At 57.3% G+C, this 22871-nt stretch carries 22 protein-coding genes; 17 read left to right on the plus strand and 5 right to left on the minus strand.

Annotated elements, in window-relative coordinates; genetic code table 11:
- Nucleotides 1-5: 5 nt before the first annotated feature.
- The 16 genes from nuoF (at nt 6) to RSK20926_RS17090 (ending at nt 15895) form a co-directional block, all read left to right on the plus strand.
- Nucleotides 6-1304, plus strand: a complete 1299-nt coding sequence (gene nuoF, locus RSK20926_RS17015; protein WP_008208620.1) for an NADH-quinone oxidoreductase subunit NuoF — start codon at nt 6-8, stop codon at nt 1302-1304.
- Between the two features lie 20 nt (nt 1305-1324).
- On the plus strand, nt 1325-1690 hold the full coding sequence (locus tag RSK20926_RS17020; RefSeq protein WP_232281922.1) for a hypothetical protein: 366 nt from the start codon (nt 1325-1327) through the stop codon (nt 1688-1690).
- Between the two features lie 98 nt (nt 1691-1788).
- Nucleotides 1789-2199: a DUF5333 domain-containing protein gene (locus tag RSK20926_RS17025; RefSeq protein WP_008208622.1), complete on the plus strand. Its 411-nt coding sequence runs from the start codon at nt 1789-1791 to the stop codon at nt 2197-2199.
- Between the two features lie 3 nt (nt 2200-2202).
- Nucleotides 2203-4221, plus strand: a complete 2019-nt coding sequence (nuoG, locus tag RSK20926_RS17030; protein ID WP_008208623.1) for an NADH-quinone oxidoreductase subunit NuoG — start codon at nt 2203-2205, stop codon at nt 4219-4221.
- On the plus strand, nt 4218-4604 hold the full coding sequence (locus RSK20926_RS17035) for a hypothetical protein (protein WP_008208624.1): 387 nt from the start codon (nt 4218-4220) through the stop codon (nt 4602-4604). The genes nuoG and RSK20926_RS17035 overlap by 4 nt, the downstream gene beginning before the upstream one ends.
- Nucleotides 4605-4610: 6 nt before the next feature.
- The gene (gene nuoH, locus RSK20926_RS17040) at nt 4611-5648 is read left to right on the plus strand and encodes an NADH-quinone oxidoreductase subunit NuoH (RefSeq protein ID WP_008208625.1); all 1038 of its coding nucleotides are present in this window, start codon (nt 4611-4613) and stop codon (nt 5646-5648) included.
- A gap of 2 nt (nt 5649-5650) precedes the next feature.
- Nucleotides 5651-6145, plus strand: coding sequence for an NADH-quinone oxidoreductase subunit NuoI (gene nuoI, locus RSK20926_RS17045; RefSeq protein WP_008208626.1), 495 nt, complete (start codon nt 5651-5653; stop codon nt 6143-6145).
- On the plus strand, nt 6142-6573 hold the full coding sequence (locus tag RSK20926_RS17050; RefSeq protein WP_008208627.1) for a carboxymuconolactone decarboxylase family protein: 432 nt from the start codon (nt 6142-6144) through the stop codon (nt 6571-6573). The genes nuoI and RSK20926_RS17050 overlap by 4 nt, the downstream gene beginning before the upstream one ends.
- A complete protein-coding gene (locus RSK20926_RS17055; protein ID WP_008208628.1) occupies nt 6570-7172 on the plus strand; it encodes an NADH-quinone oxidoreductase subunit J in 603 nt (200 codons plus the stop codon). Before RSK20926_RS17050 ends, RSK20926_RS17055 begins: the two co-directional genes overlap by 4 nt.
- 4 nt (nt 7173-7176) lie before the next feature.
- Nucleotides 7177-7482 (plus strand): NADH-quinone oxidoreductase subunit NuoK, encoded by a 306-nt coding sequence (nuoK, locus tag RSK20926_RS17060; protein ID WP_008208630.1) that lies wholly within the window; start codon nt 7177-7179, stop codon nt 7480-7482.
- A 7-nt stretch (nt 7483-7489) separates the two neighbouring features.
- Nucleotides 7490-9610 (plus strand): NADH-quinone oxidoreductase subunit L, encoded by a 2121-nt coding sequence (gene nuoL / locus RSK20926_RS17065; protein ID WP_008208632.1) that lies wholly within the window; start codon nt 7490-7492, stop codon nt 9608-9610.
- Complete coding sequence (locus RSK20926_RS17070; protein WP_008208634.1) at nt 9610-11157, plus strand: NADH-quinone oxidoreductase subunit M; 1548 nt, start codon at nt 9610-9612, stop codon at nt 11155-11157. Before nuoL ends, RSK20926_RS17070 begins: the two co-directional genes overlap by 1 nt.
- A 14-nt stretch (nt 11158-11171) precedes the next feature.
- Complete coding sequence (gene nuoN / locus RSK20926_RS17075; RefSeq protein ID WP_008208635.1) at nt 11172-12611, plus strand: NADH-quinone oxidoreductase subunit NuoN; 1440 nt, start codon at nt 11172-11174, stop codon at nt 12609-12611.
- Between the two features lie 70 nt (nt 12612-12681).
- Nucleotides 12682-13431: a biotin--[acetyl-CoA-carboxylase] ligase gene (locus tag RSK20926_RS17080; RefSeq protein WP_008208636.1), complete on the plus strand. Its 750-nt coding sequence runs from the start codon at nt 12682-12684 to the stop codon at nt 13429-13431.
- 14 nt (nt 13432-13445) lie between these two features.
- Complete coding sequence (locus tag RSK20926_RS17085) at nt 13446-14228, plus strand: type III pantothenate kinase (RefSeq protein ID WP_008208637.1); 783 nt, start codon at nt 13446-13448, stop codon at nt 14226-14228.
- Nucleotides 14225-15895 (plus strand): ribonuclease J, encoded by a 1671-nt coding sequence (locus RSK20926_RS17090; protein WP_008208638.1) that lies wholly within the window; start codon nt 14225-14227, stop codon nt 15893-15895. Before RSK20926_RS17085 ends, RSK20926_RS17090 begins: the two co-directional genes overlap by 4 nt.
- Nucleotides 15896-15990: 95 nt before the next feature.
- Here the strand turns inward: RSK20926_RS17090 and RSK20926_RS23050 are convergent, their stop codons facing one another.
- The 5 genes from RSK20926_RS23050 to RSK20926_RS17110 all read right to left on the minus strand — a co-directional run bounded on the left by RSK20926_RS23050 (nt 15991) and on the right by RSK20926_RS17110 (nt 21811).
- Nucleotides 15991-16167, minus strand: a complete 177-nt coding sequence (locus RSK20926_RS23050; RefSeq protein WP_008208639.1) for an RSP_7527 family protein — start codon at nt 16165-16167, stop codon at nt 15991-15993.
- A 171-nt stretch (nt 16168-16338) separates the two neighbouring features.
- Nucleotides 16339-17757, minus strand: a complete 1419-nt coding sequence (locus RSK20926_RS17095) for a DEAD/DEAH box helicase (RefSeq protein ID WP_037255600.1) — start codon at nt 17755-17757, stop codon at nt 16339-16341.
- Nucleotides 17758-17938: 181 nt separating this feature from the next.
- Nucleotides 17939-18889: a glycosyltransferase family 2 protein gene (locus RSK20926_RS17100; RefSeq protein WP_008208642.1), complete on the minus strand. Its 951-nt coding sequence runs from the start codon at nt 18887-18889 to the stop codon at nt 17939-17941.
- Nucleotides 18890-19057: 168 nt separating this feature from the next.
- Nucleotides 19058-20665 carry a peptide chain release factor 3 gene (locus tag RSK20926_RS17105; RefSeq protein ID WP_008208643.1) on the minus strand — a complete coding sequence of 536 codons (1608 nt, stop codon included), beginning with the start codon at nt 20663-20665 and terminating at the stop codon, nt 19058-19060.
- A 135-nt stretch (nt 20666-20800) separates the two neighbouring features.
- Nucleotides 20801-21811: a Hint domain-containing protein gene (locus RSK20926_RS17110; protein WP_008208644.1), complete on the minus strand. Its 1011-nt coding sequence runs from the start codon at nt 21809-21811 to the stop codon at nt 20801-20803.
- A gap of 280 nt (nt 21812-22091) precedes the next feature.
- Here RSK20926_RS17110 and RSK20926_RS17115 point away from each other — a divergent pair, with 280 nt between their 5' ends.
- Nucleotides 22092-22871, plus strand: a complete 780-nt coding sequence (locus RSK20926_RS17115; RefSeq protein WP_008208645.1) for an SDR family oxidoreductase — start codon at nt 22092-22094, stop codon at nt 22869-22871.

Consider the following 22871-nt stretch of genomic DNA (forward strand, 5'->3'; position numbering starts at 1 on the left):
CAAATATGCTGAAGGACCAGGACCGGATCTTTACCAACCTTTACGGTATGCATGAGCGCACGCTGAAAGGCGCCCAGACGCGGGGCCATTGGGATGGGACTGCCGGACTTATCGAAAAGGGCCGCGACTGGATCATTCAGACCATGAAAGACTCCGGCCTGCGCGGCCGCGGCGGTGCGGGCTTCCCCACCGGTCTGAAATGGTCTTTCATGCCCAAGGAAAGCGATGGCCGCCCGTCTTATCTGGTCATCAACGCGGATGAATCCGAGCCAGGTACCTGCAAGGACCGGGAAATCATGCGCCATGATCCGCATACGCTGATCGAGGGCGCGCTGATTGCCAGCTTCGCAATGAATGCCCATACCTGCTATATCTACCTGCGCGGCGAATATATCCGCGAGCGTGAGGCGCTGCAGGCGGCCATCGACGAATGCTATGACAAGGGCCTTCTGGGGCGCAATGCCGCTGGCTCGGGTTGGGATTTCGACGTTTTCCTGCATCACGGGGCAGGGGCCTATATCTGTGGTGAGGAAACCGCCCTGATCGAAAGCCTTGAAGGCAAGAAGGGTATGCCCCGGATGAAGCCGCCATTCCCGGCGGGTGCGGGTCTTTATGGGTGCCCAACCACTGTGAACAACGTCGAGAGCATCGCGGTTGTTCCCACCATCCTGCGCCGTGGCGCCGATTGGTTTGCTGGATTCGGACGTCCTAACAATGCGGGCACCAAGCTTTTTGCCATCTCGGGCCACGTCAACAACCCCTGCGTGGTTGAAGAGGCGATGTCGATTTCATTTGAAGAGCTGATCGAGAAGCATTGTGGCGGTATCCGTGGCGGATGGGACAACCTCTTGGCGGTTATCCCCGGTGGATCCTCAGTCCCTTGCGTACGCGGCGAGAATATGCGCGACGCGATCATGGATTTCGATTACCTGCGCGGCGAGCTGGGCTCTGGCCTCGGTACTGCGGCTGTGATCGTCATGGACAAGCAGACGGATATCATCAAGGCAATCTGGCGCCTTTCAAAGTTCTATAAACATGAGAGCTGCGGCCAATGTACGCCTTGCCGCGAAGGCACCGGCTGGATGATGCGGGTTATGGATCGCCTGGTCAAAGGTGAGGCCGATCTTGAAGAGATCGACATGCTTTGGGATGTGACCAAGCAGGTGGAGGGGCACACCATCTGTGCTTTGGGGGATGCGGCTGCCTGGCCGATCCAGGGCCTCATTCGCAACTTCCGCGAGGAAATCGAAGACCGCATCAAAGCGCAAAAGGCGGGCCGCAAAAGCGCAATCGCAGCGAAGTAAGCTGCGCTAGGAACGGGATTATGGGACGGAACATGGCTTCAATGGTCAAAATACTTTCGGTTTCAATGCTCTGTGCGGGGCTGCTGGCGGCCTGTGGTCCATCTAAGGAAGACCGCTTGCGCTTTGACGGCATCCCTTTCAAAGCCAAGGCCAAGGTGGTCGACAAAAAAGTCTCCCGCGCTCATTTCCGCGTCGAAGTCTACGATGCTCCTCTGTCGCTTGAGGGGGCACGGCTTGCAGCGCATCATTCCGGTGTCAGCTATTGCTTGACTGAAGCAGGCTATGGCACGTCCAAGATTGACTGGGATATCGATCCTTTTGATCCCGAGGCAGCGCTTGCGCTGGATGGCACCACTGCTGTCTTCCATGGGACCTGCGCTCCGTGAGTGCTCTTTCGGCATATCCTTGCCGCGTTTCGGCATTGCTATTGAATAGCACCGTAGATGCGCGTGTTTCTGACTTCTCCATGATACAGGAGAGATCAATGAAACACCTATGGATTGCCGCGATCTTTGTTCTTGGGGCTGTGCTCCATCCTCAACCTCTTTCGGCTAAACCTTCGCTGCGGGAGGTTCCGGAAATTGAGGAACCCTTGTTCGCCGTGGCCGTCGCAAAGGAAATTGCGGATCACTGTAGCAGCATTGGCGCACGTTTTTTCAAAGGTCTGGGCGAGCTGCGGCGCCTGCGGGCCCGCGCCAATGAGCTGGGCTACTCGGATACCGAGATCCGTGCCTATGTGGAAAGTGATCAGGAAAAAGCGCGCATGCGAGCCAAAGGCAAGGTGCTCTTCTCCCAGCGCGGCGTATCTTACAAAAATCCAGAAACTTTCTGTGTGTTCGGGCACACGGAAATCAAGAAAAACAGCGCGATCGGCGTGTTACTGAGGGCGAAATAGACCATGTCTGACCTCCGCAAGATCAATATTGACGGAACCGAGATCGAGGTGGATGGGGCCATGACCCTGATCCAGGCCTGTGAAGAGGCCGGCGTGGAAATCCCGCGCTTCTGTTATCATGAGCGTCTGTCGATCGCGGGCAATTGCCGCATGTGCCTGGTTGAGGTCGTAGGCGGCCCGCCGAAACCCGCTGCCTCCTGCGCCATGCAGGTGCGCGATCTGCGCCCGGGGCCCGAAGGTCAGGCACCGGTGGTCAAGACCAATTCGCCGATGGTCAAAAAGGCCCGCGAAGGCGTGATGGAATTCATGCTGATCAACCACCCACTGGATTGTCCGATCTGCGACCAGGGCGGCGAATGCGATCTGCAGGACCAGGCCATGGCGTATGGTCTTTCAGGCACCCGCTTCAAGGAAGCCAAGCGTGCGGTGGATGATCTGGACCTGGGCCCGCTGGTCTCAACCGCGATGACCCGTTGCATCAGCTGCACCCGCTGCGTGCGCTTCACCTCAGAGGTGGCCGGTATCACCCAGATGGGTCAAACCGGACGCGGCGAAGATGCAGAGATCACCAGCTATCTGAACCAGACGCTGGACAGCAATATGCAGGGCAATATCATTGACCTCTGCCCAGTTGGCGCGCTGACCTCCAAACCCTATGCCTTTACCGCCCGCCCCTGGGAGCTGACAAAGACTGAAACCATCGACGTCATGGACGCGCTGGGATCGAACATCCGCGTCGACACCAAGGGCCGCGAAGTGATGCGAATCCTGCCGCGCAACAATGACGGTGTGAACGAAGAGTGGATCTCCGATAAGACCCGCTTTGTCTGGGACGGGCTGCGCCGACAGCGTCTTGACCGCCCCTATGTGCGCGTCAAAGGCAAGCTGAAGCCCGCCAGCTGGCCGGAAGCGCTTACCGCTGCGGCCACCGCCATGAAGGGTAAGAAACTTGCCGGGCTGATCGGGGATCTGGCCCCGATTGAGGCCGCTTTTGCCTTGAAACAGCTGGTCGAAGGCCTGGGTGGCAAAGTCGAATGCCGTACCGATAATGCGCGCCTGCCCATCGGCAACCGCGCTGGCTACGTCGGCACTGCCACCATTGAGGATGTGGACAGCGCCAAGGCGATCATGCTCATTGGAACCAACCCGCGCGAAGAGGCGCCGGTGCTAAACTCCCGTATCCGCCGCGCTTGGGCCAACGGTGCCAATATAGGTCTGGTGGGGCAGGCGGCTGATCTAACTTACGACTATGCACACTTGGGCACCGACCGCGCAGCACTAGAAGCGTTGCATGACGCGGATCATTCCGGTGCCATCGGTAAAGAGACTCTGGTGATCGTGGGGCAGGGCGCTCTGCGTGAGGCCGACGGCCTTGCGGTTCTCGCCCATGCACAGAAATTTGCCGCTGACACAGAATCGAAACTGCTGGTTCTGCACAGCGCGGCCTCCCGCGTTGGTGCCATGGACATCGGTGCCGCGACTGAGGGCGGCATGGCCGCCGCCATCGACGGGGCAGAGGTGATCTACAACCTCGGCGCCGATGAGGTCGTGATCGATGAGGGCGCCTTTGTAATCTACCAGGGCTCCCACGGGGACCGCGGTGCGCATCGCGCTGATGTGATCCTGCCGGGTGCCGCCTATACCGAGGAAAACGGTCTCTTCGTGAACACCGAAGGCCGTCCGCAACTGGCAATGCGCGCGGGCTTTGCCCCAGGTGAGGCCAAGGAAAACTGGGCCATCTTGCGCGCGCTTAGCGCTGAATTGGACGCAACACTCGGCTATGACAGCCTGGCTCAACTGCGCCAGGCGCTGGTTGTTGAAGTACCGCATCTCGCCAAGATCGACGAAGTCATCAAGAAGACTGGCGAGGTGCTGGAACTGGACAAGCTGGGCAAGGCGGACTTCCTGCCTGCGGTAAAGGATTTCTATCTGACCAACCCGATTGCCCGGGCCTCTGAGCTGATGGCTGAGCTTTCCGCCGGTGCCAAGACGCGCAATAGTGCGAAGATGGCAGCCGAGTGATCCGCCTCGCACTCATATCGCCCCTGTTGCTGGCAGCCTGTGCACAGGCGCCCGGTACCGCCGGTGAGCGTTTGCCGCCCCAGTATCATGGGGTGGAGACCAGCCTGCTGGAGGGCGATCTGGTGCAATTTCACGTCACCATGTCCAAGGCACAATCGCCTCAGGATCTGGACGAGTATGCGGAATGCGCTGCGGCGCAATATGCCCTGATCCGGGGCTACGGATTTGCGCGCCATCTGCGCACGACAATGAAACATCAGGGCGGAAGGCAGATTGCCGACGCGGTCTATACCATCTCGCCCTCTCTCCCGCGCGGTCTGCGCACCATCGACGCTGAAGTCGTGGTGGCAAATTGCGAGGCAAACGGAATACCCACGGTGTGAGGACCTATGGCTGAATTCTTTAACACCCCAGGCGGCATCGCCATTCTGATACTGGCGCAGGTGCTTGCCGTTGTTGCCTTTGTGATGATCTCGCTTCTGTTCCTCGTTTATGGGGACCGGAAGATCTGGGCTGCGGTGCAGATGCGCCGGGGCCCCAACGTGGTTGGCGTCTATGGCCTGCTGCAATCGGTGGCAGATGCGCTGAAATATGTGGTCAAGGAAGTAGTGATCCCGGCTGGCGCCGACCGCACCGTCTTTATCCTGGCGCCGCTCACCTCTTTCGTACTTGCGATGATCGCCTGGGCGGTGATCCCTTTCAACGACGGCTGGGTTCTGAGCGACATTAACGTTGCCATCCTTTACGTCTTTGCTGTCTCCTCTCTTGAGGTCTACGGCGTGATCATGGGCGGCTGGGCTTCGAACTCGAAGTATCCCTTCCTGGGGTCCTTGCGGTCCGCTGCGCAGATGATCTCTTATGAGGTTTCCATCGGCCTCATTATCATCGGCATCATCATCTCCACCGGTTCGATGAACTTTGGCGACATCGTGCGTGCACAGGATGGCGATCTGGGTCTGTTGAACTGGTACTGGATCCCGCATTTCCCGATGGTCTTCCTGTTCTTCATCTCTGCCTTGGCAGAGACAAACCGCCCGCCCTTTGACCTGCCGGAAGCGGAATCGGAGCTGGTTGCGGGCTATCAGGTTGAATATTCTGCTACACCCTTCCTGTTGTTCATGGCCGGTGAATATATCGCCATCTTCCTGATGTGCGCCCTGACCACGCTGTTGTTCTTTGGCGGTTGGCTCTCCCCGATCCCGGGTCTGCCAGATGGCGTCTTGTGGATGGTTGGCAAGATGGCCTTCTTCTTCTTCCTCTTCGCCATGGTAAAGGCGATCACCCCGCGCTACCGCTACGACCAGCTGATGCGCCTGGGCTGGAAAGTCTTCCTGCCCTTCTCGCTGGCCTGGGTGGTCTTTGTCTCCTTTGCTGCAAAATTTGACTGGTTCTGGGGCCTCTTCGCCCGCTGGACCGTAGGAGGCTGATCATGACTCAGATCGACTACACCCGCGCCGCCAAATACTTCCTGCTGCAGGATTTCTGGGTCGGCTTCAAACTGGGGCTTAAATACTTCTTTGCGCCCAAAGCCACGCTGAACTACCCGCATGAAAAGGGACCTCTGTCGCCGCGTTTCCGGGGTGAACACGCGCTGCGCCGTTACCCCAACGGCGAAGAGCGCTGCATTGCCTGCAAGCTTTGCGAGGCAATCTGCCCGGCACAGGCGATCACCATCGATGCGGAACCGCGCGAGGACGGCAGCCGCCGCACCACACGTTATGACATCGACATGACCAAATGCATCTATTGCGGTTTCTGCCAGGAAGCCTGCCCGGTGGATGCAATTGTCGAAGGCCCGAATTTCGAATTCGCCACGGAAACCCGCGAAGAACTGTTCTACGACAAGGCAAAGCTCTTGGAGAACGGCGAGCGCTGGGAAGCCGAGATCGCCCGCAACCTGGAAATCGACGCGCCGTACCGATGAGCAACGCAAAGAACCCTTTTGAGGCCATGATGGCCCAGATGCAAACCCAAGCGCAGGAAATGGCCAAGGCCTTCAACCCGTCGCTTGAGAGCTTCTCGCCGACTGAGGCGATGAAAGGGTTTGAGGCCCTGTGGCCGACCATGCCCAAAGAGGTCATGGAAATGATGTTCGGCAAGACCGTCAACAAGGATGGTCTGGATGCCAAAACCCGGCTTTTGCTGACGCTGGCCGGGCTAACGTGCCAAGGCGCTCAGGCGGATACCGCCCTGCGCCAGACCGTGCGCCATGCCCTGGAGGCGGGCGCCAAGAAACAAGAGATCGTGGAAACGATCACACAGATGTCGGTCTTTGCCGGCATTCCGGCCATGAACCGGGCGCTTGAGCTGGCGCAACAGGTTCTGGACGACAAAAGGGACGATGAGACATGAGCGTTTTTGCCTTCTACCTCTTCGCCATCAGCGCCATCACCGGCGGGCTGTTCACAGTGATCAGCCGCCAGCCGGTGCATTCGGTGCTATGGCTGATCCTGGCCTTTATTTCCTCGGCCGGGCTGTTTGTACTTCTGGGGGCGGAATTCGTCGCCATGCTGCTGGTGATCGTCTACGTGGGCGCGGTTGCGGTGCTCTTCCTCTTTGTTGTGATGATGCTGGATGTGGATTTCGCCGCTTTGAAGGCGGAGATGGCCCAGTACATGCCTCTGGCTCTCCTGATCGGGCTGGTTATCCTGATGCAATTCGTCATGGCCTATGGTTCTTGGGAGAGCGCGCATGGCGCGTCCGAGCTGCTCGCGCAGCCGACACCAGCCGACAAACACAACACCGAGGCCCTGGGCCTCATCATCTATGATCAATATTTCCTTCTGTTCCAGCTCTCGGGGCTCATCCTGCTGGTCGCCATGATTGGCGCCATCATGCTGACCCTGCGCCATCGCCAGGACGTCAAACGCCAGGATGTCCTGGCCCAGATGTACCGCGATCCGGCCAAAGCGATGGAGCTGAAGGACGTCAAACCGGGGCAGGGGCTGTAAGGCTATGATTGGACTTGAACACTATCTCACTGTCGCGGCAACGCTCTTTGTCATCGGCATCTTCGGGCTCTTCCTGAACCGCAAGAACGTGATCATCCTGCTGATGAGCATCGAATTGATGCTGCTCGCAGTGAACATCAACCTTGTGGCCTTCTCCAGCTTCCTTGGGGATCTGGTCGGGCAGGTCTTTACACTGTTTGTGCTGACTGTGGCTGCGGCTGAGGCCGCCATTGGCCTGGCGATCCTGGTCTGCTTCTTCCGTAACCGCGGCACGATCGCGGTGGAAGACATCAACATGATGAAGGGGTAAGGAACTCATGGAACAAATCCTTCTCTTTGCCCCCCTCGCGGGCGCGGTGATCTGCGGCTTTGGCCATAGGTTCATCGGCGAAAAAGCCGCAACGGTCACGGCGACAGGTCTGCTATTCCTCTCGGCGCTGTTGTCCTGGATCACCTTCCTGGGCTTTGACGGCACGACAGAGACCATCACGATCTTCCGCTGGATCGAAAGCGGCGCACTCAGCACCGATTGGGCGATCCGTCTGGACCGGCTGACCGCGATCATGCTGATCGTGATCACCACGGTGTCGTCACTGGTGCACCTCTACAGCTTTGGCTACATGGATCACGATCCGCAGTGGAAAGATGGCGAGAGCTACAAGCCGCGCTTCTTTGCCTATCTGTCCTTCTTTACCTTTGCCATGCTGATGCTGGTGACCTCTGACAACCTGGTGCAGATGTTCTTTGGCTGGGAAGGCGTAGGCGTTGCCTCTTACCTGCTGATTGGTTTTTACTACCGCAAGCCAAGCGCCAATGCTGCGGCGATGAAGGCCTTTATCGTCAACCGTGTGGGTGACTTCGGCTTTGCGCTGGGGATCTTTGGCCTGTTCTTCCTGACCGACAGCATCAACCTGTCGGAGATCTTCGAAGCAGCACCGGTTCTGGCTGAAACCCAGCTCACTTTCCTGTGGGGCGAGTGGAACGCGGCCAATCTGTTGGCGGTTCTGCTGTTCATCGGCGCCATGGGTAAATCGGCGCAGCTAATCCTGCACACTTGGCTGCCGGACGCGATGGAAGGTCCGACCCCTGTGTCGGCTCTGATCCACGCGGCCACCATGGTGACCGCCGGTGTCTTCCTGGTCTGCCGCATGTCGCCGCTGATCGAGTTTGCACCAGAGGCTGCGGCCTTTATCACTGTGCTCGGCGCCTGTACCGCTTTCTTTGCCGCCACTGTTGGACTGGTTCAGACTGACATCAAACGCGTAATCGCCTATTCGACCTGTTCGCAGCTCGGCTATATGTTCGTGGCTGCTGGCGTTGGCATGTACTCCGCCGCGATGTTCCACCTCTTCACCCATGCATTCTTTAAGGCGATGCTCTTCCTTGGTGCTGGTTCGGTGATCCACGCGATGCACCATGAGCAGGACATGATGAACTATGGTGGCTTGCGCAAAAAGATCCCCTATACCTTCTGGGCGATGATGATCGGCACGCTGGCGATCACCGGCGTTGGCATTCCGCTGACACATATCGGTTTTGCCGGCTTCCTCTCCAAGGATGCGATCATCGAAAGTGCCTTTGCTGGCGGGTCGATGTTTGGCTTCTGGGCGCTGGTGATTGCCGCCTTCATGACCTCTTTCTACTCCTGGCGCCTGATGTTCCTGACCTTCTATGGCAAGCCGCGCGGCGACAAGCACACCCATGATCACGCGCATGAAAGCCCGATGGTCATGCTGATCCCGCTGGGCGTTCTGGCTCTCGGCGCGGTCTTCTCCGGTATGCTCTGGTACAACAGCTTTTTTGGCCATGCGGACAAAGTCGGCAAGTTCTACGGCATTCCAGTGGCCGAAGCCGCAACCAAGGGCGAAGTAACGCTTGGAACTGACTCTCATGGCGGGTTGCTGCATGATGCTGAAGAGGGCGACGGTGAAGATCACGGCGCGGCCAAAGAGGCTGAGCATCACTATGTCTTTGCTGGCAAGCCGGGCGAGGGAGCGCTTTACTTTGCGCCAGACAATCATGTGCTGGACGATGCCCATGCTGCTCCCAAATGGGTGAAGGTTTCCCCCTTCATCGCGATGCTGCTAGGGCTGGCGCTGTCTTTCTGGTTCTACATCGTGAACCCAAGCCTTCCCAAGCGTCTGGCTGCCGCTCATCAACCGCTCTACCTGTTCCTCAAGAACAAATGGTACTTTGACGAGCTTTATGATGCGATCTTTGTGAAGCCTGCGCTGGCAATTGGCCGCTTCTTCTGGAAACGCGGCGATGGCAATACCATCGATGGCTTCCTGAATGGCGTCGCCATGGGCATCGTGCCCTTCTTCACCAAACTTGCCGGCCGCGCGCAGTCCGGTTTCATCTTCACCTATGCCTTTTGGATGGTGCTGGGCATCGCTGCCCTGGTCACCTGGATGACAATCGGCGGAGGAGCCCACTGATGGACAATCTTCTTTCTATTGTCACCTTTGTGCCTGCGCTTGCGGCGGCCGTAATGGCCCTGCTGATGCGGGGAGAGGATGCGGCAGCTCAGCGCAATGCCAAATGGCTTGCCCTGATCGCGACCTCATTCACCTTCTTGCTGAGCCTTGGGATCTACGCGCAATTTGATCCCAACGATACCGGCTTCCAGTTTGTCGAAAACTATGAGTGGATCTTTGGCCTGCAGTACAAGATGGGTGTTGATGGCATCTCGGTTCTCTTTGTGCTGCTCACCACATTTGTGATGCCGCTTACCATTCTAGCCAGCTGGAATGTCACCACCCGCGTCAAGGAATACATGATCGCCTTCCTGATGTTGGAGACCCTGATGCTGGGTGTCTTCATGGCGCTGGACCTGGTGCTCTTCTACCTGTTCTTCGAGGCGGGCCTCATCCCGATGTTCCTGATCATCGGCATCTGGGGCGGCAAGGAGCGCATCTATGCCTCCTTCAAGTTCTTCCTTTATACCTTCCTTGGCTCGGTGCTGATGCTGGTGGCCATGGTAGCCATGTATGCAGATGCAGGCACCACCGATATCGAAGCACTGCTGAAGCACAGCTTCTCTGCTGGAAGCTTCGATGTGCTGGGTATTCATGTTGTCGGCGGGATGCAGACCCTGATGTTCCTGGCCTTCTTTGCCAGTTTCGCCGTAAAGATGCCGATGTGGCCTGTTCATACCTGGTTGCCGGATGCCCACGTACAAGCGCCCACGGCGGGCTCGGTGGTGCTGGCGGCAATCCTCTTGAAGATGGGCGGCTACGGCTTCCTCCGCTTCTCACTGCCGATGTTCCCGGTAGGGGCTGACGTTATGACTGACCTGATCCTCTGGATGTCGGCCATCGCCGTGGTCTACACCTCGCTGGTGGCCATGGTTCAGGAAGACATGAAAAAGCTGATCGCTTATTCATCTGTTGCGCATATGGGCTTTGTCACCATGGGTATCTTTGCCGCAAACCAGCAAGGCATCGATGGCGCGATCTTCCAGATGTTGAGCCACGGCTTTATTTCTGCCGCGCTCTTCCTCTGTGTGGGCGTAATCTATGACCGCATGCACACCCGCGACATAGATGCTTATGGCGGCTTGGTGATCCGGATGCCTGCCTATGCGCTGGTTTTCATGTTCTTCACCATGGGCAATGTCGGCCTGCCGGGTACCTCTGGCTTTGTCGGTGAATTCCTGACCCTGATGGGCACCTTCCAGAAGAATACCTGGGTTGCTGCAGTTGCAGCCTCCGGTGTGATTTTCTCGGCTGGATATGCGCTTTGGCTATATCGCCGGGTAGTCTTTGGCGACCTGATCAAAGGAAGCCTCAAGACCATTCAGGACATGGACGCGCGTGAGCGGTTCATCTTTGCGCCACTCGTGGGTATGACCATCCTCCTGGGTGTTTACCCTTCGCTGGTCACCGATATCATCGGGCCTTCTACCGCGGCCCTGATCGAAAACTTCAACCATTCCCTGGCCTCTGCCGATACCTCTTCGGCAACCCAGGTCGCATCGCACTAAGGGAGCGTGGATAGATGATCCAAGCTGATCTCTCCGTCATTCTGCCGGAAATCATCCTGGCAGTTTACGCCATGGCCGCGCTGCTGCTTGCGGTCTATACGGGCAAGGATAAACTGGCCGCTGTTCTGGTCTGGTCTACAGCAGGGCTGATGGCCGCGCTGGGGATCTGGATCGGCACCAATGGTGGCGGCACCCAGGAAGCCTTTGGCGGCATGTTCATCGATGATGGCTTCGCCCGCTTTGCCAAGGTCGCAATCCTGCTCTCCGCTGCTGCGGTTCTGCTCATGGGGCTGGAATACATGGCGCGCCGCAACATGCTGCGGTTTGAGTTCCCTCTTCTGGTCGCTCTTTCTGCGGTTGGCATGATGATGATGGTCTCTGCCGGAGACCTGATGGCGCTTTACATGGGGCTCGAACTGCAGTCCTTGGCGCTCTATGTGATTGCTTCCATGCGGCGTGACAGCGTGAAATCCACCGAGGCCGGGCTCAAGTACTTTGTGCTGGGCGCGCTGTCCTCGGGGCTGCTGCTCTATGGCGCATCGTTGGTTTATGGCTTTGCCGGAACCACAAAATTCGCGGGCATCATCCAAGTGGCGCAGCACGGGGAAGTATCCATCGGCCTCCTGTTCGGTCTGGTCTTCCTGATTTCGGGCCTGGCATTCAAGGTCTCTGCCGTGCCCTTCCATATGTGGACGCCAGATGTCTACCAGGGCGCGCCGACGCCGGTTACAGCCTTCTTTGCCTCCGCGCCCAAGATGGCGGCCATGGGCCTCTTTGCCCGGGTCATGCATGACGCCTTCGGCAATGCCATTGGCGATTGGAGCCAGGTTGTCGCGGTGCTGTCGCTTCTGTCGATGTTTGTCGGCGCCGTTGCCGCAATCGGCCAGCGCGACATCAAACGCCTGATGGCCTATTCCTCGATTGCCCATATGGGTTATGCGCTGATGGGGCTCGCCTCTGGAACCCAAATGGGGGTTGAGGCGATGCTGGTCTATATGGCGATTTACGTCTCGATGAATATCGGCACCTTTGCATTTATCCTGATGCTGCAAAAGGATGGTCAACCCATCACCTCGATTGATGCGCTGCATCAGTATTCCCGTCGTGAGCCGGGCAAAGCTCTGGCGATGCTGGTTTTGCTGTTCTCACTTGCTGGCGTGCCGCCGATGTTGGGCTTCTTTGGTAAACTTTATGTGTTGCGCGCCGCCTATGAGGCCGGTCTGGCCTGGCTGGCAATTGCTGGTGTGGTCGCTTCGGTCATTGGTGCCTTCTACTATCTGCGTATCGTCTACTACATGTACTTTGGTGACGAGGGCGAAGATCTGGATCGGTCCAACTCTCCGATCCTTTGGGTCTTCCTGATGGGATCGGCGGCTGTGATGGTCTTTGGTATCATCAATATGTTTGGCGTCGACAGTGCAGCCGCAGCTGCAGCCGCGGCGCTGGTCCGCTGACCAGCTCAACATCTCTGAACAGAGGCCTGGTCCATTGGACCGGGCCTTTTTGCCTTGAAGGGAAAGCACTATGAGCGACTGGCCTGAAGGATACGGGAAACGCATTCTGGAAGAGGTGGACAGCACTCTGGATGAAGCCGCACGGATTGCGCCGGAACTTGCAGGGCCTGAGTGGATCCTTGCCAAGCGGCAAACTAAAGGGCGTGGCCGCCGAGGGCGTGACTGGAAGGACCCAAAAGGCAACTTTGCGGCGGCACTTGTTCTTCGACCAAGCGAAGCGCCAAATGTTGTCGCGCTGCGTAGCTTTGTTGCAGCCCTTGCAGTGGCTGATGCCTGTGAAGCCTTGACCGGACAGAGTGCGAGGATCTCGCTCAAATGGCCTAATGACGTGCTGCTGAATGGCGGCAAGCTTTCCGGCATTCTTCTGGAAAGCGCAGGCCAGGGCGCCGGGGTCACGCATTTGGCAGTTGGCATTGGCGTCAATCTCATCGAGACGCCCATGAAAGAATGGTTGGAGCCCGGTGCTGTTTGGCCTGTGTCGCTTTTGTCTGAAACCGGTGTACAGGTAACCCCCGAAGGGTTCCTAACGGAACTGGCGGCCGCCTATGCGCGCTATGAGTTGCAATTTACCACCTATGGCTTCGAGCCCATTCGTAAAGCTTGGTTGGCACGGGCCGCAAAACTGGGAGAGGTGATTACGGCGCGAACAGCCTCCTCAGAGACGGAAGGCACATTTGAGACGGTGGACGAGGAGGGCAACCTTGTCCTAAACAGCGCCAAAGGCCGGATCACTATCCCGGCTGCGGACATCTTTTTCTAAGGCGGAGAGCGACCATGCTTCTGGCTGTTGATTGCGGTAATACCAATACGGTCTTTTCCATCTATGATGGTGAGCAGTTTATTGGCATGTGGCGCACCGCAACCGAGTGGCAGCGTACTGCAGATCAGTACTATGTCTGGCTCAACACGCTGATGCGGCTGCAGGGCATCGAAGCAGATATCACTGATATGATCATTTCTTCCACGGTGCCGCGCGTTGTGTTCAATCTGCGTGTTTTGGCAGACCGCTATTTCAATACGCGACCGCTGGTGGTGGGCAAGCCTGATTGTCTGCTGCCGATCGCCGTCCGGGTTGATGAGGGCACCGCAGTGGGGCCGGACCGGCTGGTCAATACCGTTTCTGGCTTTGACACCCATGGTGGTAATTTGATTGTGGTAGATTTCGGCACCGCGACAACCTTCGATGTGGTAGCCGAGGATGGGGCCTATGTGGGGGGCGTGATTGCGCCGGGTGTAAACCTGAGCCTCGAAGCTCTGCACCAAGCCGCCGCTGCCTTGCCCCATGTAGATATTTCCAAACCGGATAGTGTCATTGGAACCAATACCGTTGCCTGTATGCAGTCCGGCGTATTCTGGGGCTATGTAGGCCTGGTGCGTGAGGTCTGCTCTCAAATCAAGGCAGAGCGTGGCGTACCAATGAAAGTAATCTCAACAGGCGGGCTGGCGCCGCTTTTCCAGCAATCCGCTGATCTGTTTGATGCATTTGAGGATGACCTCACGATGCATGGGCTTCAGATCATTCACAAATACAACAAGGAAAACGGTACTCCTATATGAGCACTGATGAACGATTGATCTATCTGCCCCTCGGTGGGGCAGGTGAAATTGGCATGAACGCCTATGTCTACGGCTATGGCAAACAAGGCCAGGAACGGCTGATTCTGGTGGATCTAGGCGTGGCCTTCCCCGATATGGACGGCACGCCAGGCGTGGATCTGATCATGCCCGACATTACCTGGCTGCGCGAACGCGCAGATCAGTTGGAAGCGATCCTGATCACCCATGGGCATGAGGACCATATTGGTGCGGTTGCGCATCTCTACGGGCAGCTGAACGTGCCGGTCTATGCCCGCGCCTTCACAGCTAATCTGGCCCGCCGCAAGATGGAAGAGCGCGGCCATGACCCGATGCAGGTGCATACGGTCGGCGCCTGGCCGGAGGTGACCAAGCTGGGACCCTTCACCGTAGGTGTCGCACCCATGGCCCATTCCATCCCCGAAAGCGGCGGCCTGGTGATCGACAGCCCGGCGGGCCGCGTGGTTCATACAGGCGACTTCAAACTCGACCGCGATCCGCTGGTGGGTGAACCCTTTGACCCGGAGATGTGGACAGAAATTGCCAAACCGGGGGTCAAGGCCTTGGTCTGTGATTCCACCAATGTCTTCTCTCAGCATCCGGGGCGTTCTGAATCCGACCTGCCGGAAGAAATCACCAAGCTGATTTCCGAGGCCAAGGGCATGGTGGCGGCGACCACATTTGCCTCCAATGTGGCGCGCGTAAAAACCCTGGCAGAGGCTGGCGACAGGGCAGGACGCTCCATCGTCCTTTTGGGCCGTGCCATGCGCCGGATGATCGAAGCTGCGACTGAAACCGGGGTGCTGACCAAGTTTCCCAAGGTGATCCAGCCGGAAGAGGCACGGGATATCCCGCGCGAGAATTTGATGCTGATCACCACCGGCAGCCAGGGTGAGCGCCGGGCCGCCACCGCACAGATGGCGCGTGGCAAATACCGCGGACTGGAGCTGAAGGAGGGCGATCTCTTCCTGTTTTCCTCCAAGACCATTCCCGGAAACGAAAAAGGTGTCATTCGCATCATCAACCAGTTCTCTGAAAAGGGTGTTGATGTGGTGGATGACAGTTCTGGCCTCTATCACGTCTCCGGCCACGCCAACGGCCCGGACTTGGAAGAGCTCCATGACCTTTTGAAACCGCAGATGCTGATACCGATGCATGGCGAGCACCGCCACCTGCGCCAGCACGCGCGCCTGGGTGAGGCCAAGGGCATCCCAAGCGCTGTGGTGGTCAATGGCATGATGATGGATCTAACCGGCGATACACCGCGCGTGACCGAATGGATCGAAACAGGACGCACCTATCTTGATGGTTCCGTCAAGATCGGCGCATTGGACGGTGTGGTGCGGGATCGCATCCGCATGGCGCTGAATGGCCATGTGGTTGTGACTCTCATCATGGATGAGGAAGACGAACCTCTGGGCGAACCCTGGTGCGATGTCAAAGGTCTTGCGGAAACGGGCACATCAAATGCGGCCCTGATCGAAGTCCTGGAAGAGGACCTCAATCAATTCCTGATGCGTGCTGGCGCCAAGACGCTAAAAGACGATGGCAAGCTTGAAGATGAGCTGCGCCGTATTGTCAGACAGACCTCGCAGGCCGAAATTGGGAAAAAGCCGGAAGTGACTGTCGTTATCAGCAGAATGCGCTGAACAATCGTGTCAGATGAAACAAAGGGCCCAGGCGAGAATACCTGGGCCCTTTTTGCTTTCTATGAGTGGTGGTGAGCGCATTTATAACGCCGTGCTTAGGCTTGGCCCGGAAGATGCAGGGCAACCGCAAATCGATGGGGTAGGCTGCGCAGGAACCCTCCAAGCGCGCGGAGACCTTCAGCCATTGCTTGTGCACGCAGAGCATGGGCGCGTGCCTCGATGGCATGAATTTCGTCAAGAGAGAGGGAAACAGGCTGATGATGCTGGGACATAGGAATTCTCGTTCAATTTCACTGTATCGGTTGGCATGAACCTATGGTCTTGGTCGATGGGATACATCGGACAAATCGACAATGCCGCCATGCTGCATCTGCATTGCAGACAAGAAAAAACCCTCCGCGAAGCGGAGGGCTCAAGGCGATAGAGAGGGTCAAGTCTTGGTCTTAGCCAGCGCGTCGCTCTGCAAAGGAGAGAGCGATAAAGCTCGGCATGTGATCGCCCATTCCGACAACCACACGATCGTCGCGGCGCCCGCCTTGCTTGCCGCCACGGCCTCGGTTGCCTTTGGGCTGGGGGGCCTCGTCGGAATGTTTCGACACATGTTTTTTGGTGTCGCTCTTTTCGACTGGTTCGGGCTTGGTTACCGCATCGGCAGCGATCTCGGCTGCGTCTTTCTGGTCTTTGTTGCTCTTGCGCTTCTTGGGCTCTGGCTTCTTCACCGGGTTTTCGAGGCGAGCGATTTCCTTTTTCACCAGATCCTCAACCGCAGCCAGGGCCTTTTCATCGCGCGGGGCGCAAATTGTAATGGCTTTCCCGTCGCGGCCCGCGCGACCCGTCCGGCCAATGCGATGCACATAGTCTTCGGCGTGGCCAGGCACATCAAAGTTGAACACATGGCTTACGCTCGGCACGTCGAGCCCGCGCGCGGCGACGTCAGAGGCTACGAGAATTCGCAGCGAGCCGTCACGGAAACCATCAAGGGTTTTGGTCCGCTGGCTCTGGTCCAGATCGCCATGGATTGGCGCTGCGTCAAAGCCATATTTTTTCAGGGATTTGGCAACGATATCCACATCCGTTTTGCGGTTGCAGAAGATGATCCCATTGGTCAGCTTGTCACCTTCCTGCTCGATCAGAGTGCGCAGCACCCGGCGCTTTTCGCTACCTTCCCGGTCTTTGCGGGAGGCTTTGAACATCACGACCGATTGCTCGATGTTTTCCGAAGTGGTGGCTTGGCGCGCCACCTCCACCCGCTCAGGGGCGGAGAGGAAGGTATTTGTTATCCTCTCGATCTCGGGCGCCATGGTGGCGGAGAAAAACAGCGTCTGACGGGTGAAAGGCGTGAGCGAGAAGATCCGCTCAATATCCGGGATAAAGCCCATGTCGAGCATCCGGTCCGCTTCGTCAACTACCATGATCTGCACACCGGTCAGCAACAGCTTGCCACGTTCAAAATGGTCGAGCAGGCGGCCCGGCGTGGCGATCAGGACATCGACGCCCTTGTCGATCAGCTGATCCTGCTCCTTGAAACTGACGCCGCCAATCAGCAACGCCTTGGTGAGCTTCAAGTGTTTTGTATAGGTGTCAAAATTCTCAGCCACCTGAGCCGCGAGTTCGCGGGTGGGACACAACACCAAGCTGCGCGGCATTCGGGCACGGGCCCGGCCGCGGGCCAAAAGAGTTATCATCGGCAGGGTGAAGGATGCCGTTTTCCCGGTGCCGGTCTGCGCGATACCCAGAACATCGCGCCCTTCAAGCGCTGGTGGAATAGCACCGGCCTGAATCGGTGTGGGGGTTTCGTACCCGGCCTCATAAATAGCTTTGAGGACCTTCGGATTCAGGTTCAGATCGGTAAATTTTGTCATATGCATCCGTTTTAGCGGACTGTGACAGCGCCCGCGCGTGTGAGAGGCAAGCCGGGCCCGCGAGTCACGCGGTGGTGCAGCTTCCAGCTTTTGGCGGGACATAGCAAAATCTTGGCTGAGGGTCAATTAATGGCTGATTTCCCGTAGGAATATACGTCATTGTTCGGGACAAAGGGACAGTTTAGGGGAAATCGGGGAAGTGTTTCTTGCGTTTTGCAACCAGATCCAGAGGGCGGATTCGGAGAAGATCCACCTCTTGTAGCCGTTCCCGCAACGCAGGGCCCGCTTCGCAAGTTTCCGCAAAAAAGGCGCGCAGCCCGGCTTGTCCCTCTTTCTCTTCCAGTGCTTTCAGGAGCATGTGAAGATTCGGGCTGCCCTTTTCCCAGCGACGAGGTGGTGCAAGTTCCGCACGATAAGACCCTTTTTCAAGTCGATACCGATAATGAGCGAACCATTTTTCCCAGTCAGATGCATGCAGATGGCAGAGGTCGACTTCCGGCAGGTTTGCCAAACCGGGGTTTTCGATCTCAGAGAAATAGGCGTTGTGAATGCGGAAGGTGAGGTGTTCCAATCCGCAACGAACGAACAATTTGCCCTGTGTATGGCTTAGGAAACCACCATTCAGATAGCTGGCAAAGCGAGGGTAGATTTCGGCTAGTATGGCGTCTTGAGAGGCTGAAGCAGATAGATGCGCCTTAAAGGCTTCTTCCGCTCCGGCCAGAGCCTCCAAGGCCTGTACCCGCAGGGAGTAGCAGTCAGGAGATTGCTTTTCGAGCAAATCTGCGATGGGCATGCTGGACCACAAGAACTCATCCACATCGATATGCGCCAGCCAATCTAGGTCCTTGCTTTGCCGGTTATAAGTTCTTGAGGCATTTTTGGTTTGGCGCACTTGGTGTTTTTGAGGGCGCCCGTTCTTACTCCGCTTGGCCCAGAAGGCATCATTGCAGTTGAAGACACGAATTTTAGGATGTGCCCGCAGAAAAGGAAGGGCCTCTGGGCAGGGCGCATCCAGATAGAGAAACAATCGATGCGCTCCGGCCTCCAGGTGAAAGGCCGCGAATTCTAGGATTTCTCTGGCTGGAGCTTTGATGGTGCTGACAATGCCCCAATTTGTGGAACCGGGGTTCATTGTATTGCTCGCTTTCCTATACCACAGGGCGGTACTTCTGACCCTAAACTAGCGTTGAAGCTAACCTTGGATCTGGGTGTTGGACAAGATGATTTCGCCCAAGGCAGAGCCAGTGATTTCTGCGGGGAGGAGGTTGGTTACTCCCCGCAGGAGGTGTTTGGCTTGGGGCTAAGCCATCATCTCTTTGGTGGACGTCAGTTTAAGATCTGGATAGTCACGCTCGACCCGGTCAATGTCCCATTGCAATCGCGTCAGGTAGACAATGTCACCATCGTGGTCATGGGCAATGTGCTGTTTGTTGGCGTTGACGAATTTGTCGACCGCCGCTTTGTCACCACTCACCCAGCGGGCAGAGGTGAACTGGCTGGCCTCAAACCGTACAGGTAGTCCGTATTCCATTTCAATCCGGCTGGCGAGCACCTCAAATTGCAGAGCACCCACGACACCAACGATAAAGCCTGACCCGATGGAGGGTTTAAAGACCTTAGCAGCGCCTTCTTCAGCGAACTGCATCAGCGCCTTTTCCAGGTGTTTTGCCTTCATCGGGTCGCCTGCACGCACGCCTTGCAAGAGCTCTGGCGCAAAGGAGGGAATGCCGGTCACTCGCAGCGCCTCACCCTCGGTCAGCGTGTCGCCGATGCGCAGCTGACCGTGGTTCGGGATACCGATGATGTCACCGGCCCAGGCCTCTTCGGCCAACTCCCGGTCCGAGGCCAGGAACAATACGGGATTGGAGATGGCCATAGGTTTTTTCGAGCGCACATGCGTGAGTTTCATGCCGCGTTTGAAATGGCCCGACGCCATCCGCACGAACGCCACCCGGTCGCGGTGCTTGGGGTCCATGTTGGCCTGAACCTTAAAGACAAATCCAGCGACCTTCTTCTCCTCCGGTGCTACCGCACGGGGGTGCGCCGACTGAGGCTGGGGCTCGGGCCCATAGGCGCCGATGCCGTCCATCAGCTCTTTGACACCAAAGGAGTTGATAGCAGAGCCAAACCAGATTGGGGTCATGTGACCTTCGAGAACAGCTTGCGGGTCGAGCGCTGGCAGCAATTCGCGCGCCATTTCAACCTCTTCCAGCAGTTTTTCTAGCAGATGCTCGGGAATATGTTCAGCCAGTTTGGGGTCATCCAGACCTTCTATGGCGATGCTTTCGGCGACCTTGTTACGGTCGGCGCGGTCCATCAGCTCCAGCCGGTCGCGCAGCATGTCATAACAACCGATGAAGTCGCGCCCCACCCCGATAGGCCAGGCCGCAGGCGTCACATCAATTGCCAGGTTTTCCTGGATCTCATCAATGATCTCAAAGGTATCCCGGCTTTCGCGGTCCATCTTATTACAGAAGGTCAGGATCGGCAGGTCGCGCAACCGGCAGACCTCGAACAGCTTCTGGGTTTGGCTCTCGACCCCTTTTGCACCGTCAATCACCATAACAGCTGCATCCACAGCAGTCAGGGTGCGGTAAGTGTCTTCGGAGAAGTCCGAGTGGCCAGGGGTATCCACCAGATTAAAGCGGAAACCGCTGAAATCAAATGACATCGCCGAGGCCGAGACCGAGATACCCCGGTCCTTTTCCATCTGCATAAAGTCCGAGCGCGTTCGCCGCGCTTCGCCCTTGGCACGGACCTGACCCGCCATCTGGATAGCGCCACCATAGAGTAGAAACTTCTCGGTCAGCGTGGTCTTGCCGGCATCCGGGTGCGAGATGATCGCAAAGGTGCGGCGCCGCGCGATTTCGGGCGGCAGTTCAGGGCGGTTTGCAGCGGTATCCAACATGGTCAGGCCTCTAGCCAGAAACGGCGGTCGAGGCAAGGAAAACAGATGCCAAAATCAAAGCGAAAGGGGCAGAGCTTCGCCCGTTTGCACCCCTTTTGCGTCTCTAGTGAAAGGCATCATGCGGAGGCGAAGCCGCTACCGAAGCGAGGATCGTCTCAGCAGATCTACCGCATTGGGCAGGTCCAGGAGGGATTTTTCCACATCCAGGCCGTGGCTGTCTCGGCGCTGGCGGGTAGCGGGCATCTCAGTGATTTTTTGCAACACTTCATCCGGCAGGGCAGGTTGGATCATCGGATCCAGGTATAGCGATTCCGCTGCGATGCCCTCGGCATAGATGATATGATGGCGGTCGAACAGAAGCTGGAAGTAGTCCACGAAACCGCCGTCTTGCAACAGAACCGTTTCCCCATTCACCAGATCACGGGCACGGACTAGCAACTCCGGGCACCCTGTTCCGAGCTCGTCTCGGCGTTGGTAGACAAAGAGGCGGTGATCGGGGCTGACCAATAAGTCGCCGGAATTGTTCATAGCGCCTTTTTTGATTAGGACCGGGGCCATGCGGCCCACCGCACGGGAGGTGCTTTGGCCAATCCAACGCAGCTCTTGCACGCCGTCATCTCTGGTGAGAATGCGGTCGCCTGGGTGAAGATCTTCGATTGGCTTTTGTTGACCCGTCGCAAGAGTGATCCGTGTGCCGCGCGAAAAAGCTACGAAAGTCATCTGCGCCAGCTTCTCTCTTGCACCCTCCCTATCCGCGCGTACCAGTGAATATGAGGTTTCAGGCACAAGAGGGGCCATCGGCAGCAGGAAAATACCCGAGATCAGGCCCTCATCGTCGACCTCCACCATGATCAGCGCATCGATATTGCTTCCGGAGGCAGGCATTAAGGAAATCGCACAATCGAGATGTAGCTCAGCGCCCGGCGTGCCAAGCTCTGTATCAGAGCTGGTGCAATAGCTGCTATCCGGTCCGGAACTAATACCTAGGCGTTGTGGCTGGGCAGGAGGCAACAGTTGGTAGATGTCATCAAGGATCAAATCCTCAAGAACCCCAAGAGAATCGCCCATATTGGCCCCCATTTCCACCAGAAACTGCTCCGCCGGATAGGCGGGTATGGATTGGATGGCGCGCTGTGTCCTGTTCACGAAAGAGCCTCGGCTTGATCTGGGGGCAGGTTCTCATACGCCCCACTGGTTCTATGAGTGAGATCTATCTGATGAATATGGCACAATCCCGGCGATTCCGGGCTGAATTCCTGACCTGAAGCTAGATCTTCCTGATGATGATCAATGGTTTCAGACCTTGTCCTAAGAAAAACTTACTGAAATGTTCTTATTTTGTTCATTTTGCGCTGGATGGGACTGGCCAAGCCGTGCCTGACTGTGCATTCTCCGCGCAAGGATTGAAAAACCGGGAGTGAGTGCAATGGATCTTGGCATCAAGGGGAAGCGCGCGTTGGTTTGTGCCAGCAGCAAGGGTCTGGGACGGGGCTGTGCCGAGGCTCTGGCCGAGGCGGGCGTGGATCTGGTTTTGAACGCGCGCGGCGCTGAAGCGTTGGAGAACACCGCCCAAACCATCCGGAAAGAATATGGGGTCTCTGTTGTTGCCGTTGCAGCTGATGTCTCTAAAGAAGAAGGGCGTGCCAAGCTGCTGAATGCTGCGGAGAAAGTTGATATTCTTGTAAATAACGCCGGTGGCCCGCCTCCGGGGATGTGGTCCGATTGGGATCGGGAGGATTTCATTCAGGCTCTGGATGCCAATATGTTGGCACCAATTGCACTGATGAAGGCATATCTGCCTGGCATGATGGACCGAGGTTGGGGACGTGTTGTCAATATCACTTCGCAATCAGTGAAGGCCCCTATTGCAGTCCTGGGTTTGTCGAACTCGGCCCGCGCTGGCCTTACTGGCTATGTTGCCGGTACTGCGCGGCAGGTTGCGGAAAGAGGCGTTAATATCAACAACTTGCTGCCAGGAATTCATGCGACGGATAGGGCCGTTTCACTGGATAGCGCAGTCTCTAGCCAGCAGGGGATCAGCATGGAGGAAGCTCAAGCGCAGCGTGCCGCTACTATTCCGGCCCGTCGGTATGGAACAGCTGCAGAATTTGGTGCAACCTGTGCCTTTTTGTGCTCTCAGCATGCAGGTTTCATTGTGGGTCAGAACATCCTTTTGGATGGCGGTGCAACAAATATGACCCTCTGA

This window comes from Roseobacter sp. SK209-2-6, assembly GCF_000169455.1.
Taxonomy (GTDB): domain Bacteria; phylum Pseudomonadota; class Alphaproteobacteria; order Rhodobacterales; family Rhodobacteraceae; genus Pseudophaeobacter.